We start from the raw sequence: 15,462 nt of genomic DNA, 5'->3' as shown, positions 1-15,462 counted from the left end.
TCATATCGGCCTCACTTCGGAACGCTCATTTAGGTACAATAAAGGCCGCCCCTTCGCTCACGCTCAGGTCCGGATCGCCCACCGAGCGCACAGTGAATTCGATCCTGTTCGACCCCGGCTTGCCGGCGCCCGGGTCGACGCGCACCCGCACCGGCACCGCGCGCGTGGTGGCGCCTTCCATTGCGATGGCGCCGTCGTCCACCACCGTGGCCGAGGGAATGCCGCTCACGCTCACCCGCAGCGTCTGCGGCGCTTCGCTCGTGTTCATCACCTGCAGCCGGTAGACGTTCTCGATGCGGCCATCCTCGACTTCGCGCCCCATCGAGCCGCGGTCGCGGATCACGTCCAGCTTGAGCGGATTGCGCAGCGCCAGCGACGTGCCCATCGCCGCCACCAGCATGGCCAGCACCGCGCCGTAGACCAGCACGCGCGGACGCAGCATGCGGCGCCGGATCTCGAGCGCGCCGAGCTTTTGCACCAGGCCGTTCTCGGTCGCATAGCGGATCAGGCCGCGCGGTTTGCTGACCTTGTCCATCACGATATTGCAGGCGTCGACGCAGGCGGCGCAGCCGATGCACTCATATTGCAAGCCCTTGCGGATGTCGATGCCGGTCGGGCACACCTGCACGCACAGGCTGCAGTCGATGCAGTCGCCGCTGTTGCCGGCGCGCGCCTGCGCTTCGCCCTTCCTGCGGCCGCTGCGCGGCTCGCCGCGTTCGGCGTCGTAGGTGACGATCAGCGTGTCCTGGTCGAACATCGCGCTCTGGAAGCGCGCATACGGGCACATGTACTTGCAGACCTGCTCGCGCAGCCAGCCGGCGTTGCCGTAGGTGGCGAGAGAGTAGAACAGGATCCAGAAGGTTTCCCACGGCCCCAGGCCGAAGGCCGCGATTTCGCCGCCCAGCGAGCGGATCGGGGCGAAGTAGCCGACGAACGTGAAGCCGGTCCAGAGCGCGACCGCGCCCCACGACAGGTGCTTGGCGCCGCGCCTGGAGATCTTTTCGGCATTCCACGGCTGGCGCGCGAGCCGCAGCTGGCTGCTGCGCGAGCCTTCGATCTTGCGTTCGATCCACAGGAAGATCTCGGTGTAGACCGTCTGCGGGCAGGCGAAGCCGCACCAGACGCGGCCCGCTACCGCGGTGACCAGGAACAGGCCATAGGCGCACACGATCAGCAGCGCCGCCAGGTAGATGAAGTCCTGCGGCCAGAACACCATGCCTGCCAGGTAAAACTTGCGGCTGGCCAGGTCGAACAGGACGGCCTGGCGGCCGTTCATGTTCAACCACGGCAGGCCGTAGAACAGGATCTGCGTCAGCCAGACGCAGGCCCAGCGCAGCGTGGCGTAGCGTCCCTCGATCTCGCGCGGGAAGATGTCTTCCCGCGCGGCGTACATGCGGACGATCGCTTCGCGCGGCGCTCCAGCAGGGTCTGTCATTTTGCTGCCGTCGCTTTCGTGGGAATGCTTGACGCCGGTGAGGTCGGATTCGACAGGCTCCACACATAGGCCGCCAGCACGTGGACCTTCTCTTCGCCCAGGAAGTCGCCGAAGGCCGGCATGGTGTTGGTGCGGCCCTTGCGGATCGTCTCCATCACGGTCTCGACGCTGCCGCCATAGAGCCAGGTCTTGTCGGCCAGGTTCGGCGCGCCCAGCATCGCATTGCCCTTGCCGTCGGCGCCGTGGCAGGCCACGCAGGTGGCGAACTTCGGCTTGCCGAAGGCGACCTTGATTGGATCGGCCGACAGGCCGGACAGCGAGCGCACGTAGTGGGCCACGCTCTCGACGTCCTTGTCCGAGCCCAGCGCCGCGCCCATCGGCGGCATCATGCCGGTGCGGCCGCTCATGATCGTGGTCTTGATGACCTCCGGCTCGCCGCCGTGCAGCCAGTCGGCGTCAGCCAGGTTCGGGAAGCCCTTGCTGCCGCGCGCATCCGAGCCGTGGCATTGCGAGCAGTAGGTCAGGAACAGGCGCTCGCCGATCGCGTGGGCCTGCGGGTCTGCGGCCACGGCCTTCAGGTCGAGCTTCCTGTACTGTTCGAACAACGGGCCATACTCGAGCTTCGCCTGCTTCAGCTCGGCCTGGTACTCGCTCACCTGGTTCCAGCCCACGGTGCCGCGCCAGGCGCCCAGGCCCGGGTACATGACCAGGTAGGCGGCGGCGAACAGGATCGACAGCCAGAACAGCACGATCCACCAGCGCGGCATCGGCGTGTTGAGCTCCGTGAGGTCTTCGTCCCACACGTGGCCGGTGGTCATCTCCGGTTTGCCGGCGGCGTCGAGCCTGACCTTGAACTTGGACTGCGACCATAGCAGGATGGCGCAGCCGGCGATCGACAGGACCGTGATCACCGCGACGTAGTAATGCCAGAAGTCGTTGAAGAAGTCGGCCATGTCAATGCTCCTCGCCCTGGTCGGCGCCGTCCGCGAACGGCAGCCGCGCCGCCGCGTCGAAATCGCTGCCCTTGTGCAGCAGGTAGGTCCAGCCCACGATGCCCATGAAGGTCGCGAAGCTGATCACGGTCATGACGCTGCTGGCGTCGTCGAATATCTGTTGGATTGCCATCTCAGTTCCTCGTCTTGATCTGGGTGCCCAGGCCCTGCAGGTAGGCGACCAGCGCGTCCTGCTCGGTCTTGTCGACCAGGTCTTTCGGTGCTTCCGCGATCTCCGCGTCGGTATAGGGCACCCCGACGCGCCGCAGCGCGCGCATCTTCGGCATGATCTCGGCCGGGACCAGCTTGGTCGTGGCCAGCCACGGATAGGCCGGCATGTTCGATTCGGGCACCACGTCGCGCGGATTGTCGAGGTGGGTGCGGTGCCATTCGTCGCTGTAGCGGCCGCCCACGCGCGCCAGGTCGGGGCCGGTGCGCTTGGAGCCCCACTGGAACGGGTGCTCGTAGACCGACTCGCCGGCCACCGAGTAGTGGCCATAGCGCTCGGTCTCGGCGCGCAGCGGCCGGATCATCTGCGAGTGGCAGCCGTAGCAGCCCTCGCGGATGTAGACGTCGCGGCCGGCCAGGCGCAGCGGCGAATAGGGTTTCAGGCCGGCGACCGGTTCGGTGGTCGACTTCTGGAAGAACAGCGGCACGATCTCGACCAGGCCGCCGAAGGAGATGACCAGCAGGACGAGGCCGATCAGCAGCCACACATTCTTCTCGATCCACTCATGGGTGAATTTCATTGCAGACTCCTGGTTTCTTTAGGCTGGGACGACATGCTCGGCGTCAACCACGCCGCGCGGATTCTTCGGCCCGACCGGGATCGGGACGTCGACGCTCTTCGTGCCGCGCATCGTCATCCAGGTGTTCCAGGCCATCAGCACCATGCCGCACAGGTACAGGGCGCCGCCCGTCACGCGGATCACGTAGTAGGGCCAGGTGGCCTTGACGCTTTCGGCGAAGGTATAGGTCAGGGTGCCGTCGGCATTCACCGCGCGCCACATCAGGCCCTGCATCACGCCGGCGATCCACATCGAGGCGATGTAGAGGACGACGCCGATGGTGGCGACCCAAAAATGCGTTTCGACCATGGCGACGCTGTGCATCTGCTTCTTGCCGGCGACGCGCGGGATGATGTAGTAGATCGAGCCCATGGTGATGAAGCCGACCCAGCCCAGGGCGCCGGCGTGGACGTGGGCGACGGTCCAGTCGGTGTAGTGCGACAGGGCGTTGATGGTCTTGATCGACATCATCGGACCCTCGAAGGTGGCCATGCCGTAGAACGACAGCGAGACGATCATGAATTTCAGCAGCGGATCGGAGCGCAGCTTGTGCCAGGCGCCCGACAGGGTCATGATCCCGTTGATCATGCCGCCCCACGACGGCGCCAGCAGGATGATCGAGAACACCATGCCCAGCGATTGGGTCCAGTCGGGCAGCGCGGTGTAGTGCAGGTGGTGCGGACCGGCCCACATATAGGTGAAGATCAGGGCCCAGAAGTGCACGATCGACAGGCGGTACGAGTACACCGGACGCTCGGCCTGCTTTGGAATGAAGTAATAGACCATGCCCAGGTAGCCGGCGGTGAGGATGAAGCCGACCGCGTTATGGCCGTACCACCACTGGATCATGGCGTCCTGCACGCCCGAGTACACCGAATACGATTTCATCAACGAGGCTGGCGACGTCATGCCGTTCACGATGTGCAGGATGGCGACCGCCAGGATGAAGGCGCCGAAGAACCAGTTGGCGACGTAGATGTGCTTGACCTTGCGCTTGACGAGGGTGCCGAAGAACACCACGGCGTAGGCGACCCAGACGATGGCGATCAGGATCGCGATCGGCCATTCGAGTTCGGCGTATTCCTTGCCGCGCGTGAAGCCCATCGGCAGCGTGACCGCGGCGCACAGCAGCACCGCCTGCCAGCCCCAAAAGGTGAACGCGGCCAGCTTGTCGGAGAACAGGCGCACCTGGCAGGTGCGCTGCACCACGTAGTACGAGGTGGCGAACAGGCCGCAGATGCCGAAGGCGAAAATGACCGCATTGGTATGCAGCGGACGCAGGCGTCCGTAGCTGAGCCATGGGATGTCGAAGTTGAGCGCGGGCCAGGCCAGCTGGGCCGCGATGAACACCCCTGCCGCCATGCCGATCACGCCCCAGACCACGGTCGCAATGGCAAACTGGCGCACGATCTTGTAGTTATAGTTTAGACTGCTGTCCAAGATGCTCTCCTGAAATGACACGATGTAGTGACAGCCAGGAGTGTGCGTTTACGAACCTTAAAAATCCTTGATGTGTATCAAAATGTTCCTTGATGGATAGAGTATGGGGAACGTCTGTCGTAGCCTGTTGTGCGCTGAGCTGCGACGCTTTCTTCCACGATTCCATGGGCATCGTTTTGAGATGAATCAGGTCCAAAACTAGACGGCCCGCCACAGTCCGGGGGGCTTTTCCTCACTCACCAATAAGGAATCGCTATGCCGCCTCTTTCCCAATCCGTTCACGAAGAAATGTCCAAGCGCCTACACCAGGCGCGCGAAGACCTGCTCGGCGCCGTTCGTTCGCGCACCACGGCCGACGAGGGTGACGCTCCGCAGATCGGCCCGCTCGCACATGAGGTGCCGGGCGACGACCGCGTGACCGCCGAGATGATCAGCCACGACCAGGCCCACCTGGCCGAACACGATGCGAACACGCTGCACGAGATCGACGTCGCCCTCGGCAAGCTCGAGGCCGGCGGCGCCGGCATCTGCGAGTCGTGCGGCCGCGAGATTCCGGACGGGCGCCTGCTGGCCACGCCGACGGTGCGCACCTGCATCGAATGCCAGGACCGCATCGAGAAGGAAACCCACACCGGGCGCGGACCAACGATGTGATCCGTCGTCGCGGGGTCGGCGGCCATGCCTCCGACCCTACCGATCGTCATCCTGCAAGACGCGATACGCCGGCCCTTCCAGATCGTCGAACTGCCCGCTCTCGGCCGCCCCGAAGAACACCCACAAGGCCACCCCCACCACCAGCACGCTGAGCGGCACCAGCAAATACAAGGCTTCCATCGCTAATCCCTTCGCAAGCGCAGCGCATTGAGCACGACCACGGCCGAGCTGGCCGCCATGCCGATCCCCGCCAGCCAGGGATTCAACAACCCCGTCGCCGCCGCCGGAATCGCCGCCACGTTGTAGACCGTGGCCCAGGCCAGGTTCTGGCGGATCACCGCCAGCGTGCGGCGCGCCGTGTCCAGGGTGTCGGCCAGCGGCGCCAGGCTGTCGCCCATCAGCACCCCGTCGGCATGCAGCTGCGCCAGTTCGGCCCCGCGCCCCATCGCGAACGAGACGTCGGCCCCGCGCAGCACTGCCGCGTCGTTGATGCCGTCGCCGACCATCGCCACGATCGCGCCATCCTGCTGCAGGCGCCGTACATAGGCCAGCTTCTCCTGCGGCAGCTTGCCGCCGATGGCGGTCGAGATGCCCAGGCGGGCCGCCACGGCCTGCGCCGCATGCTGCTCGTCGCCGCTGAGCAGGATCACCGTCTTGCCGCTGGCGCGGATGCGGCGCACCACCTCGGCGGCGTCGGCCCGCAGGCCGTCGGCCAGGTCGAAGCGCGCCAGCCAGCCTTCGCTGCTGCCGAGCCAGACCGAGGTGGCGCCCACCGGCGCCGCCACGCGCGCCACGCCGCCGGCCACGCCGGCGACCCAGGCGACGTTGCCCAGGCGGTAGTAACGCCCATCGACCCAGCCCTCGACGCCCTGCCCGATCGTGAACTGCGTGCGTTCGGCGCGCGCGGCCTCGGCGGGCGATGCGATGACCGCCTCGCGGATTCCCAGCGCCAGCGGATGCGGATTGTCGGCCTCCAGCGCGGCGGCGATGCGCAGGCAGTCGAACCCGGTCAGGCTGCCCACCGGCAGGGTCTGGCGCAGCACCGGCCGGCCATGGGTGAGCGTCCCGGTCTTGTCGAACACCACATGGGTGGCGCGGTCGAAGGTTTCCAGCGTGTGCGGCTGCACCGACAGCACGCCGCGCCGCAACAGGCGGTCGGTGGCGGCGGCCAGCGCGGTCGGCGTGGCCAGCGACAGCGCGCACGGGCAGGACACCACCAGCACCGCGATCGCCACCTGCCAGGCCTTGCCAGGGTCCACCTGCAGCCAGGCGAAATAGGCCAGCACGGTCAGCGCCAGCAAGCCGAGCACGAACCAGGCCGCCACCCGGTCGGCCCACAGGGCCAGCGCCGGCTTGCCCTGCCCCGCGCGCTCGACCAGCCGCACCAGCATCGACAGCGTGCTGTCATGGGCGGTCGAGGTCACGCGCAGCACGATGGCGCCGCCCGCATTGAGCGCGCCGCCCGGCACCAGGTCGCCCACGCCGCGGCGCTGGGTGCGGCTCTCGCCGGTCAGAAGCGCCAGATCGACGTCGGTGTCGCCCTCGACGATCATGCCGTCGGCCGGCGCCGCCTGGCCCGCGCGCACCAGCACCAGGTCGTCCACCCGCAGGCTGCCGGCCGTCACCAGCTCGGTGTCACGCAACTGTGGATCGCCGCGCAGGCGCAGCGCCGACGGCGGCAAGCCCTGCTGCAGGCGCTCGAGCGCGCCGGCCGCCTTGCGGCGCGCGCCCAGTTCGAGGTAGCGGCTGCCCAGCAGCAGGAACACGAACATGGTCACCGAATCGAAATACACGTCGCCATTGCCGGTGACCAGCGCCTGCAGGCTGCCGGCGAAGGCGGCGCCGATCCCGAGCGCAACCGGCACGTCCATGCCCGGCATGCCGCGCCGCAGGTCGCGCCAGGCGCCCTTGAAGAACGGCTGGGCCGAATACAGCACCGCCGGCAGGGTCAGGAACAACGCGGCCCAGTGCATCAGCGCCGTCATCGCGGCGTCCATCGTGCCCTCGTCGGCCATGTACACCGGCACCGCATACATCATCACCTGCATCATCGACAGGCCGGCCACGAACAGCTGGCGGAACAGCTGCTTGCGCGCGCGCTCGAGCTGCTCGCCGTGGCGCCGCGCATCGTAGGGATAGGCGACGTAGCCGATCGCGCGCAGCGTGCGCAGGATGGCGCTGGCGCGGCAGCCGGACGGATCCCAGCGCACGAACAGGCGCTCGGTGGCCACGTTCAGGCCGACGTCCAGCACCCCGGGCAAGTCGTGCAGGCGGCGCTCGATCAGCCACACGCAGGCGGCGCAGCGGATGCCCTCCACCGTGAAGCTGGCCGCGCCGTCGGCATCGCCGTCGTCGACCAGGTCGAGCTCGGGCGCATTGGCGGCCTCGATGTCGGCCTGGGCGGCGTAGGCGGTGCGGGTCGCGTAGTAGTCGGCGAAGCCGCCGTCGACGATGGCCTGGGCCGCCGCCGCGCAGCCGGGACAGCACATGCGCCGCACCTCGCCGCCGATCGTGGCTTGCCAGGCGCTGTCGCGCGGCACCGGCAAGCCGCAGTGGAAACACCCTGCGGGCGCGTTGCGCGCGGCAGCCGTGGCGGCGCCGCCCGCGGCGCGCACCGCTTCTTCGAGCACCGCGCTCATGCCGGGCTCCCGAGACACAGCCCGTGCATCCAGCCGGCCGGCAGGCCGCCGGCGGCGCGCGCCAGGCCGAGGATGCCGAAGGCCAGGATCGCAAACCCGCAGCACAGGCGCACCGCGCGCCGCGCCATCAACGCGCGCAGGCGCCCGCCCGCCAGGCCGAGCGCGGCCAGCATCGGCAGCGTGCCCAGGCCGAAGGCGAGCATCACGCCGGCGCCGTCCAGCGCCGAGCCGCTCAGCATGGCCGTCACCAGCACGCTGTACACCATGCCGCACGGCAGCCAGCCCCACAGGGCGCCAAGCGCGAACATGCGGACGCCGCCGGTTCGGGCGCCGCTGGTCCCGACGCCGTTCATGCGCCGCAGCAGCGGCGCGAGACGGCGCCACAATGCCTGGCCGGCCTGCTCGACGCGGGCCAGGCCGCGCCAGGCGTCCATCAGGAACAGCCCCAGCGCCACCAGCATCAGGTTCGCGGCCCAGTACAAGCCTGCCTGCACGGCCGGCAACGCCGCCAGCGAGGCCGCGCCGCCGGCCAATCCCCCGGCCAGCGCGCCGGCCGTCATGTAGCTGGCGATGCGCCCCGCGTTATAGGCCCCCACGCCGGTGAGCGAGGCGCCCGCGCTCGCGGCGACGGTCCGCACCGGCACCGGGAAAGCCGGTTCCCGTGCGGCCAAGCCCGGCGCGCGCGGAAGCGACAGCGCGCCGACGATCCCGCCGCACATCCCGGCGCAGTGCACGCTGCCGGCCAGGCCGACCAGAAACACCGGGAACAGGCTGACGCCGCTCATCGACCGGCCCTAGACGGTGTGCGAATGGCGCGGGCCCTCGCCCGGCCGGGCGAGGTAGCGGTCGAACACCATGCACACGTTGCGGATCAGCAGGCGCCCCTTCATCGTGACGGTCAGCCACTCCGGCCCGACCTGCACCAGGCCGTCGTCCTGCATCGTGCGCAGCGTGGCCAGCTCGCCGGCGAAGTGCTGTTCGAAAGCGATCGGGAACGCCTGCTCGATGGCCGGGATCGACAGCTCGAACTGGCACATCAGCTTCTGGATGATCGAGCGGCGCAGCGCGTCGTCCATCGACAGGCGGATGCCGCGCTGGACCGGCAACTCGTTCCGGTCGATCAGGTCGTAGTATTCGTCGAGCGTCTTGACGTTCTGGCTGTAGGTGGCGCCCACCGCGCCGATGCTCGACACCCCGCACGCCACCAGGTCGGCGTCGGCGTGGGTCGAATAGCCCTGGAAGTTGCGGTGCAGGCGGCCCTGGCGCTGGGCCACGGCCAGGTCGTCGTCCGGCTTGGCGAAATGGTCCATGCCGATGTACACGTAGCCGGCGGCGCCGAGGCGCTCGATGCACAGCTGGAGCATCCTGAGCTTGGTGTCGCTGTCCGGCATGTCCTGTTGCAGGATGCGCCGCTGCGGCTTGAACAGGTGCGGCATGTGGGCATAGTGGTAGACCGAGATCCGGTCCGGGCCGGCCTCGATCACCTTGTCCAGGGTTTGCGTCATGCTGGTCAGGGTCTGCTTCGGCAGGCCGTAGATCAGGTCGATGCTCACCGAACGAAAACCCGCGGCGCGCGCGGCGTCGATGATGGCCACCGTCTCGCGCTCGGGCTGGACCCGGTTGACCGCCTTCTGAACGTCTGGATCGAAATCCTGCACGCCCAGGCTGATGCGGTTGAAACCCTGGCGCCGCAGGCAGTGCACCCGTTCGACGGAGACGGTGCGCGGGTCGACCTCGATCGAATATTCGCCGCGCTCGTCGGGGGCGAAGCGAAAGCACCGCGCCAGGTGCGCCATCAGCTCGCCCATCTGCTCGTCCGACAGGTAAGTGGGGGTGCCGCCGCCGAAGTGCAGCTGCTCGACCTCGTTCATGCCGGCGAACAGCAGGCCCTGCATCTCGACCTCGCGCTTCAGGTAGGACAGGTAGGTCGCCGCCTTGTCGCGGCGCCTGGTGACAATCTTGTTGCAGGCGCAGTAGTAGCAGACGCTTTCGCAGAACGGGATGTGCAGGTACAGCGACAGCGGACGCTTGCCGCGGGTGCGCACGCTGGCCACCGCGTGCAGGTAGTCGCGGTAGCCGAAGTCGGGGCTGAAGCGATCGGCCGTCGGGTAGGACGTGTAGCGCGGGCCGGACTTGCCGAGCCGGGCCAGCAGGTCGCCATCGAATTCGACGGTCGGGTGGAGCACGGTGGCGGGTTGGGACGGGAACCGGGTGGGAATCGGCGCGGGAGGCGCCGCTTGCACTTCTGCGAACATGACTGAGGTACTCCAGCTGCTGGCCGCTTTGCCGAAATGCAAAGTGGCACGATTAGCGGTCAGTTTATTGATCTACTTCACGCAAATCCTTGACATGCATCAAATATGGAAGAGTCAGCTCTGGCTTGGCCGCCCGCCATGCTTGAACTTGAACACGGACAAGGCCAGCGACAGGCGTGCTGCCTCATCGGCCACGCTGCCAGAGGACAGCGCCGATTCCTCGACCTGGGCGGCGTTCTGCCGCGTGATCGCGTCCAGCTCGCTCATGGCGGCGTTGACGCCCAGGATGTCCTGGGCCTGTTCGCGGCTGGCGGCCGTGATCGCGCTCATGATGGCGGCTGCCTCGCCCACCTTGTCGACCACCGCGCGCATGGTCTGGCCGGCCTGGCCGACCAGTTCGCTCCCCTCGCCCACGTGGCCGCTGGAGACCTCGATCAATCCCTTGATTTCCTTGGCGGCGCCGGCGGTGCGCTGGGCCAGGCTGCGCACTTCGCCGGCCACGACCGCGAAGCCGCGCCCCTGCTCGCCGGCCCTGGCCGCCTCCACCGCCGCGTTCAGCGCCAGCAGATTGGTCTGGAAGGCGATGCCGTCGATCAGGCCGATGATGTCGCCGATGCGGTTGGCCGAGCCGCTGATCCGGTCCATGGTCCGGCCGACGCGATCGACGGCCTGGCCGCCCTGGCCGGCCACCGTCGTGGCGGCCAGCACCATGCCGTCGGCCTGCACCGCACTGTCGGTATTGCGGCCGGCGGCGCGCGCGATATTGCCCAGGCTGCTGGCGGTCTGCTCGAGGCTGGCGGCCTGGGCTTCGGTGCGGGCGGCCAGGTCGGCGTTGCCGGCGGCGATCGCGCGGGTGGCCAGCTCGATCGAGCTGACGTTGTCGCGCACGTCGCCGATGATCGCGGTGAGATTGATGTTCAGCTGGCGCAGCGCCAGCTGCAGGCGGCCGACGTCCCCGCTGCCGGGCGCCGCGACGGGACGCGCCAGGTCGCCGCCGGCCAGGGCGTGGACGGTGGCGATGGCTTCCCGCAGAGGCCGCGCGATGCTGCGATCGAGCTCATACCAGGCCGCCAGCGAGGCCAGCACGCCGGCGCCGGCCAGCACGCGCCAGCCCATGCCTTCGGCCACCGCCGCGAGCGTGCCCAGCAGCACGGCCTGGGCGCCCATCGTCCAGCCCAGGCGCTGGCGCAGCGACAGCGCGCGCAGGGCGGCCAGGACATCCAGGCGCCGGCGCCAGCCGGTGCGCACCACCCGGCCGCGCACGATGCCCAGGCCGCGCGCCTGGCCGGCGCGGATCCGACGGTACAACAGGTCGGCCTGCTCGACCTGCGCGCGGGTGGGCGCGGTGCGCACCGACATATAGCCGGTCACGCGGCCGCGCTCCCGGATCGGCACCACGTTCGCCACCACCCAATAGAAGTCGCCGTTCTTGCGGCGGTTCTTGACCATCCCGGTCCAGGGTTCGCCCGCCTGCAGGGTCGCCCACAGGTCGGCGAAGGCTTCGGGCGGCATGTCGGGGTGGCGCACGATATTGTGCGCCTTGCCCAGCAACTCGTCCTCGCTGAAACCGCTGACGTCGACGAAGCTCGGGTTGACGTAGGTGATGCGGCCTTTGGTATCGGTCTTCGAGACGATCGACTGTCCCGCCCCCATCACGTATTCGATCCCGGTCACTGGCTGGTTGTTGCGCACTGTGCTCTCCCTCTTGTTGCCTGTAAGAAAATATAGTTTCTTGCATTCTAGCGATGAGGAAATGCGAAAAATATGACCTACATCAAAAATGCGATGGTTGGCCATGCTATGTAACCAAGAGAATCTTGATTTAGTTCAATGTCTTGCTTTCACGGTAAACTTGTGGGATGGACAATCTCACTCACTCCCTGGTAGGCCTGGCGCTGGGCGAACTCGCCGACCGCGCCCTGCCCTTTCAACCCGATCCGCACCAGGCGCGCACGCGCCGCCGCGTCCTGCTCGCCACCGGCGCGCTGGCCAGCAACTTCCCCGACCTGGACCTGGTGCTCACGCCCCTGTTGGCGCCGCCGCTCGGCTACCTGCTGCACCACCGCGGCCATACGCACACGCTGCTGTATGCCCTGCCCCAGATCGCGCTGCTGCTCGGCCTGCTCTGGCTGCTGTGGCCAGGGGCGCGGCGCCTGCTGCGCGACGACCGCACGGCGCGGCGCGCGGTGCTGGCCACCGCCGCGCTCGGGATGGTGCTGCACCTGTCGCTCGACTTCCTGAACGTGTATGGCGTGCACCCCTTCCACCCGCTCGACTCACGCTGGCTGTATGGCGACATGGTGTTCATCATCGAGCCGGTGTTCTGGACCGCGCTCGGGATCGCGCTCGCCCTGCTGGCGCCGAACCGGCTGCTGCGCTGGCTGTTCGCGGCGCTGATCCTGGCGGCGCCGGTGGCGTTCACCTATCTGGGGTTCCTGCAATGGGGTTCGCTCGCCGGACTGTTGCTGCTGGCGGGCGTGGTGGGCTTCATGGCGCGCCGCGGCGGCGCGCGCGGCGTGGTCACGGCGCTGGTGGCCTGCCTGGGCTTCATCGCGGTGCAGGGCGTGGCCGGGCAGCTGGCGCGCGAACAGATCCGCGCGGCGCTGGCCCAGGTCGATCCCGGCAGCCGGGTGCTCGACCTGCCGCTGTCGGCCTTTCCCTCGAATCCCCTGTGCTGGTCGTTCGCGACGATCACCGACCACGGCGGCGCCGGAAGCTATGCGGTGCGCCTCGGCGTACTGAGCCTGGCGCCCGGCATCACCAGCGTGGCGGCCTGCCCGGCGCGCTTCGGTGGCGAACCGGGAGCGCCCGCCGAGGCGCTGTCGTGGAAGTATCGGGAACACGGCAGCCTGGCCGGCCTGCGCGCGCTACAGCAGGATAACTGTCACTTCGACGGCTGGCTGCGCTTCGCGCGCGTGCCGTCGCTGGTCGACGGCAAGGCGACCGACATCCGCTTCAGCGCGCCGGGGGAAGAGAATTTCTCGACGCTTCCCTATGACGAGATGGCCGGTCAGCCGTGCCCGGCGCCGGTGCCGCAATGGGAGCGGCCGCGCCAGGACTTGCTGGACGGGCGCTGAAGGTCGCGCGCCCGAGGCAGGTCCTGAAGCAGGGCGGGATTGCACGCCTGCTGCCGTCTGATCGACGGCAGCCGCCCCCGCACCGGACAGGAGCTCGATGACTACCGAACCCACGCTGCCGGCCTGGATTGCCAGCAAACCAATCCAGCCCACGCCGCAGTGAAATTTGACCCACGTTTGATCGCGATCAACCGTGCGCCTGACAGGCTGCCTTGCGCCGCGTATAGTGAAACGCCGTGCGCCACGTTCCAGACCACCGAACGGAGTCAGCATATGTTCAAGACCATACTCGTCCATGTCGATGGCGGGCCCTGCCAGGAGAGCCGCCTGCGCGCGGCGGCGCTGCTCGCCGGCGCGCACGGCGCCCACCTGGTCGGCAGCGCCGCCACCGGCCTGTCGATGGCCAGTTACGCGGTGCTGAACGGCTCGATGGCCATGCCGGTCTCCAATCGCGAATTCCAGGACCTGCGCGATGCCGTCGCCACCCAGCTCGACGATTTCGTGGCCCAGGCCGGGCGCCTCGGCATCCGCGGCGCCGAGGCGCGCATGGTCGAAGACGCCGACCGCGACGGCCTGCTGCTGCAGGCGCGCTACGCCGACCTCGTGGTGGTGAGCCAGGACAATGGCCGCGCCCGCGCCACGACCGAACGGGGCCTGCCCCAATACCTGGCCCTGCACGGCGTCCGTCCGGTGCTGGTGGTGCCCGACTCCTACCACGGCAAGCCGATCCCCGGCGACGCGCTGGTCGGCTGGGACGGCAGCATGCCGGCCCAGCGCGCGATCAACGCCGCCCTGCCCCTGCTGGCCCAGGCCGGCACCGTGCACCTGGCGCTGGTCAACCCCGACCTGCAATCCGGCCTGCACGGCGACGAACCGGGGGCCGACATGGCGCACTACCTGGCGCGCCATGGCCTGAAGGTCGACGTCGCCGTCGCGCATACCCGCGCCACCGAGGGCGAGGCCCTGATGGACATGGCGCGCGACTGCCACGCCGGGCTGATGGTGACCGGCGCCTTCGGCCATAGCCGCTACCGCGAATGGATCCTCGGCGGCGTCACGCGCGACGTGCTCGACCACGCGCCGGCGCCGCTCCTGATCGCCCATTGAATCCCACTCGACCTACTTTGCCACTATTTCAGCCATGACTTTTCACCACTATCCAGGAGGCAGCGCCGGCGCCATCGGCGCCGCGATCCGCCATGCCCGCCGCCACCTGTGCGCGCGCCTGGCCGACACGGCCGACAGCACCTGCACGCCGGACGACTGCTTCGTGCACGCCTTCCCGGCCGTCGTCACGGCGGTCGAGGTCGGGTTCCGGCACGAGGAACGGGTCATGGAATCGCTCGACTACGAACGCCTGCACGAGCACCGCGCCGAGAACGCCACCATCCTGGCCGCCCTGCACCGCGCCATGCCGCTGGTCGAGGATGGCGACGTCACGCTCGGCCGCCAGCTGGTGGCGGCGCTGCTCGACCTGCTGTCGCTGCACCGGATCAGCACCGACCTCGCGCTGGCCACGGCGCCGCATGCGCCCAGCGGCCGCCCCGGCGGGCGGGTGCCGCGCATCCTGCTGCATGGCGCCGGGCACGCGGGCTGGCGCTCGCGCCACCACTGACATCTACTTGAGGCCGGCGCGCTGGCGCCGAATCACCTTGCCCGACACCATGAACGTGCCGTCACCCTTGTAGTGCAGGGTTTCCGGATGGCGTGGCCGCGCGGCGACGCGCGCCGCCACCACTTCCCAGATGAAGAAATCGTAGCGCCCGACCAGGCTGTCGTCATGCAGCCGGCACTCGAACTGGGCGTGACACTCGCGGATCGACGGCGCCGCCACCTGCTCGCTTGCCTCCGGCGTGAGGCCGAAGGCGGCGAACTTGTCGATCTCGGCCCCGGTGGTCGAACCGACGCCCAGCACCGCCTCGAGCTGGCGGGTGGTCGGCAGGTTGATCACGCATTCGCCGCTGGCGCGGATCAGGCCGTGGCTGTGGTTGGCGGACGAGATCACGCAGCCGATCAGGGACGGACTGAATTCCATCACCGTGTGCCAGCCCATCACCATGACGTCATGCTCGCCACGGTGGCACGAGCTCACCAGCACCACCGGTCCCGGCTCCAGGTAGCGCCGCACTTCGTGCAGCGGCAGGTCGTGCTTGCGTCCCATCCGTCCTCCCGTTATCAGCCC

At 68.6% G+C, this 15,462-nt stretch carries 15 protein-coding genes; 4 read left to right on the top strand and 11 right to left on the bottom strand.

Annotated features, from left to right (window positions below):
* Positions 1–25: 25 nt before the first annotated feature.
* The 5 genes from ccoG to ccoN are packed head-to-tail and all read right to left on the bottom strand — an operon-like array spanning position 26 to position 4,655.
* A complete protein-coding gene (gene ccoG / locus HMPREF9710_RS13640; protein WP_005667214.1) occupies positions 26–1,435 on the bottom strand; it encodes a cytochrome c oxidase accessory protein CcoG in 1,410 nt (469 codons plus the stop codon).
* The gene (gene ccoP, locus HMPREF9710_RS13635) at positions 1,432–2,388 is read right to left on the bottom strand and encodes a cytochrome-c oxidase, cbb3-type subunit III (protein WP_005667213.1); all 957 of its coding nucleotides are present in this window, start codon (positions 2,386–2,388) and stop codon (positions 1,432–1,434) included. Before ccoP ends, ccoG begins: the two co-directional genes overlap by 4 nt.
* Position 2,389: 1 nt before the next feature.
* Positions 2,390–2,560, bottom strand: coding sequence for a cbb3-type cytochrome oxidase subunit 3 (locus tag HMPREF9710_RS13630; protein WP_005667212.1), 171 nt, complete (start codon positions 2,558–2,560; stop codon positions 2,390–2,392).
* A gap of 1 nt (position 2,561) precedes the next feature.
* Entirely contained in the window at positions 2,562–3,176 is a 615-nt protein-coding gene (gene ccoO / locus HMPREF9710_RS13625) for a cytochrome-c oxidase, cbb3-type subunit II (protein ID WP_005667210.1), read from the bottom strand.
* An 18-nt stretch (positions 3,177–3,194) separates the two neighbouring features.
* On the bottom strand, positions 3,195–4,655 hold the full coding sequence (gene ccoN, locus HMPREF9710_RS13620; RefSeq protein WP_005667208.1) for a cytochrome-c oxidase, cbb3-type subunit I: 1,461 nt from the start codon (positions 4,653–4,655) through the stop codon (positions 3,195–3,197).
* A gap of 288 nt (positions 4,656–4,943) precedes the next feature.
* On the opposite strand from ccoN, the gene HMPREF9710_RS13615 reads away from it, so the two are divergent.
* Positions 4,944–5,309 (top strand): TraR/DksA family transcriptional regulator, encoded by a 366-nt coding sequence (locus HMPREF9710_RS13615; protein ID WP_157225568.1) that lies wholly within the window; start codon positions 4,944–4,946, stop codon positions 5,307–5,309.
* Between the two features lie 36 nt (positions 5,310–5,345).
* On the opposite strand, the gene ccoS is transcribed toward HMPREF9710_RS13615, so the two are convergent.
* From ccoS to HMPREF9710_RS13590, 5 genes are all read right to left on the bottom strand, one after another.
* Entirely contained in the window at positions 5,346–5,489 is a 144-nt protein-coding gene (gene ccoS / locus HMPREF9710_RS13610; RefSeq protein ID WP_005667205.1) for a cbb3-type cytochrome oxidase assembly protein CcoS, read from the bottom strand.
* 2 nt (positions 5,490–5,491) lie between these two features.
* The gene (locus tag HMPREF9710_RS13605) at positions 5,492–7,948 is read right to left on the bottom strand and encodes a heavy metal translocating P-type ATPase (protein WP_005667204.1); all 2,457 of its coding nucleotides are present in this window, start codon (positions 7,946–7,948) and stop codon (positions 5,492–5,494) included.
* Complete coding sequence (locus HMPREF9710_RS13600; protein ID WP_005667203.1) at positions 7,945–8,733, bottom strand: sulfite exporter TauE/SafE family protein; 789 nt, start codon at positions 8,731–8,733, stop codon at positions 7,945–7,947. The genes HMPREF9710_RS13605 and HMPREF9710_RS13600 overlap by 4 nt, the downstream gene beginning before the upstream one ends.
* A gap of 9 nt (positions 8,734–8,742) precedes the next feature.
* The gene (gene hemN, locus HMPREF9710_RS13595) at positions 8,743–10,203 is read right to left on the bottom strand and encodes an oxygen-independent coproporphyrinogen III oxidase (RefSeq protein WP_005667201.1); all 1,461 of its coding nucleotides are present in this window, start codon (positions 10,201–10,203) and stop codon (positions 8,743–8,745) included.
* Positions 10,204–10,317: 114 nt separating this feature from the next.
* A complete protein-coding gene (locus tag HMPREF9710_RS13590; protein ID WP_005667199.1) occupies positions 10,318–11,895 on the bottom strand; it encodes a methyl-accepting chemotaxis protein in 1,578 nt (525 codons plus the stop codon).
* Between the two features lie 167 nt (positions 11,896–12,062).
* Between HMPREF9710_RS13590 and HMPREF9710_RS13585 the strand changes: the two genes are divergently transcribed.
* The 3 genes from HMPREF9710_RS13585 (at position 12,063) to HMPREF9710_RS26595 (ending at position 14,895) form a co-directional block, all read left to right on the top strand.
* The gene (locus tag HMPREF9710_RS13585; protein WP_005667198.1) at positions 12,063–13,280 is read left to right on the top strand and encodes a metal-dependent hydrolase; all 1,218 of its coding nucleotides are present in this window, start codon (positions 12,063–12,065) and stop codon (positions 13,278–13,280) included.
* Between the two features lie 273 nt (positions 13,281–13,553).
* Positions 13,554–14,387 carry a universal stress protein gene (locus tag HMPREF9710_RS13580; RefSeq protein ID WP_005667197.1) on the top strand — a complete coding sequence of 278 codons (834 nt, stop codon included), beginning with the start codon at positions 13,554–13,556 and terminating at the stop codon, positions 14,385–14,387.
* A 34-nt stretch (positions 14,388–14,421) separates the two neighbouring features.
* On the top strand, positions 14,422–14,895 hold the full coding sequence (locus tag HMPREF9710_RS26595; protein WP_005667195.1) for a hemerythrin domain-containing protein: 474 nt from the start codon (positions 14,422–14,424) through the stop codon (positions 14,893–14,895).
* A gap of 3 nt (positions 14,896–14,898) precedes the next feature.
* Here the strand turns inward: HMPREF9710_RS26595 and HMPREF9710_RS13570 are convergent, their stop codons facing one another.
* A complete protein-coding gene (locus HMPREF9710_RS13570) occupies positions 14,899–15,441 on the bottom strand; it encodes a flavin reductase family protein (protein WP_005667193.1) in 543 nt (180 codons plus the stop codon).
* Positions 15,442–15,462 lie beyond the last annotated feature (21 nt).

This window comes from Massilia timonae CCUG 45783, assembly GCF_000315425.1.
Classification (GTDB): Bacteria; Pseudomonadota; Gammaproteobacteria; order Burkholderiales; family Burkholderiaceae_D; genus Telluria; species Telluria timonae.
The sequence above is the reverse complement of the archived record's forward strand: the minus strand, read 5'-3'. Positions and strand labels throughout refer to the sequence as shown.

Excerpts from the sequence above, each read along its gene's own strand:
- HMPREF9710_RS13615 (WP_157225568.1), top strand. The coding sequence starts at position 4,944 with ATGTCCAAGCGCCTACACCAGGCGCGCGAAGACCTGCTCGGCGCCGTT.
- ccoO (WP_005667210.1), bottom strand. The coding sequence starts at position 3,176 with ATGAAATTCACCCATGAGTGGATCGAGAAGAATGTGTGGCTGCTGATC.
- HMPREF9710_RS13630 (WP_005667212.1), bottom strand. The coding sequence starts at position 2,560 with ATGGCAATCCAACAGATATTCGACGACGCCAGCAGCGTCATGACCGTG.
- HMPREF9710_RS13570 (WP_005667193.1), bottom strand. The coding sequence starts at position 15,441 with ATGGGACGCAAGCACGACCTGCCGCTGCACGAAGTGCGGCGCTACCTG.
- ccoG (WP_005667214.1), bottom strand. The coding sequence starts at position 1,435 with ATGACAGACCCTGCTGGAGCGCCGCGCGAAGCGATCGTCCGCATGTAC.
- HMPREF9710_RS13580 (WP_005667197.1), top strand. The coding sequence starts at position 13,554 with ATGTTCAAGACCATACTCGTCCATGTCGATGGCGGGCCCTGCCAGGAG.
- HMPREF9710_RS13585 (WP_005667198.1), top strand. The coding sequence starts at position 12,063 with ATGGACAATCTCACTCACTCCCTGGTAGGCCTGGCGCTGGGCGAACTC.
- hemN (WP_005667201.1), bottom strand. The coding sequence starts at position 10,203 with ATGTTCGCAGAAGTGCAAGCGGCGCCTCCCGCGCCGATTCCCACCCGG.
- HMPREF9710_RS13600 (WP_005667203.1), bottom strand. The coding sequence starts at position 8,733 with ATGAGCGGCGTCAGCCTGTTCCCGGTGTTTCTGGTCGGCCTGGCCGGC.
- HMPREF9710_RS13605 (WP_005667204.1), bottom strand. The coding sequence starts at position 7,948 with ATGAGCGCGGTGCTCGAAGAAGCGGTGCGCGCCGCGGGCGGCGCCGCC.
- ccoP (WP_005667213.1), bottom strand. The coding sequence starts at position 2,388 with ATGGCCGACTTCTTCAACGACTTCTGGCATTACTACGTCGCGGTGATC.
- ccoS (WP_005667205.1), bottom strand. The coding sequence starts at position 5,489 with ATGGAAGCCTTGTATTTGCTGGTGCCGCTCAGCGTGCTGGTGGTGGGG.
- HMPREF9710_RS26595 (WP_005667195.1), top strand. The coding sequence starts at position 14,422 with ATGACTTTTCACCACTATCCAGGAGGCAGCGCCGGCGCCATCGGCGCC.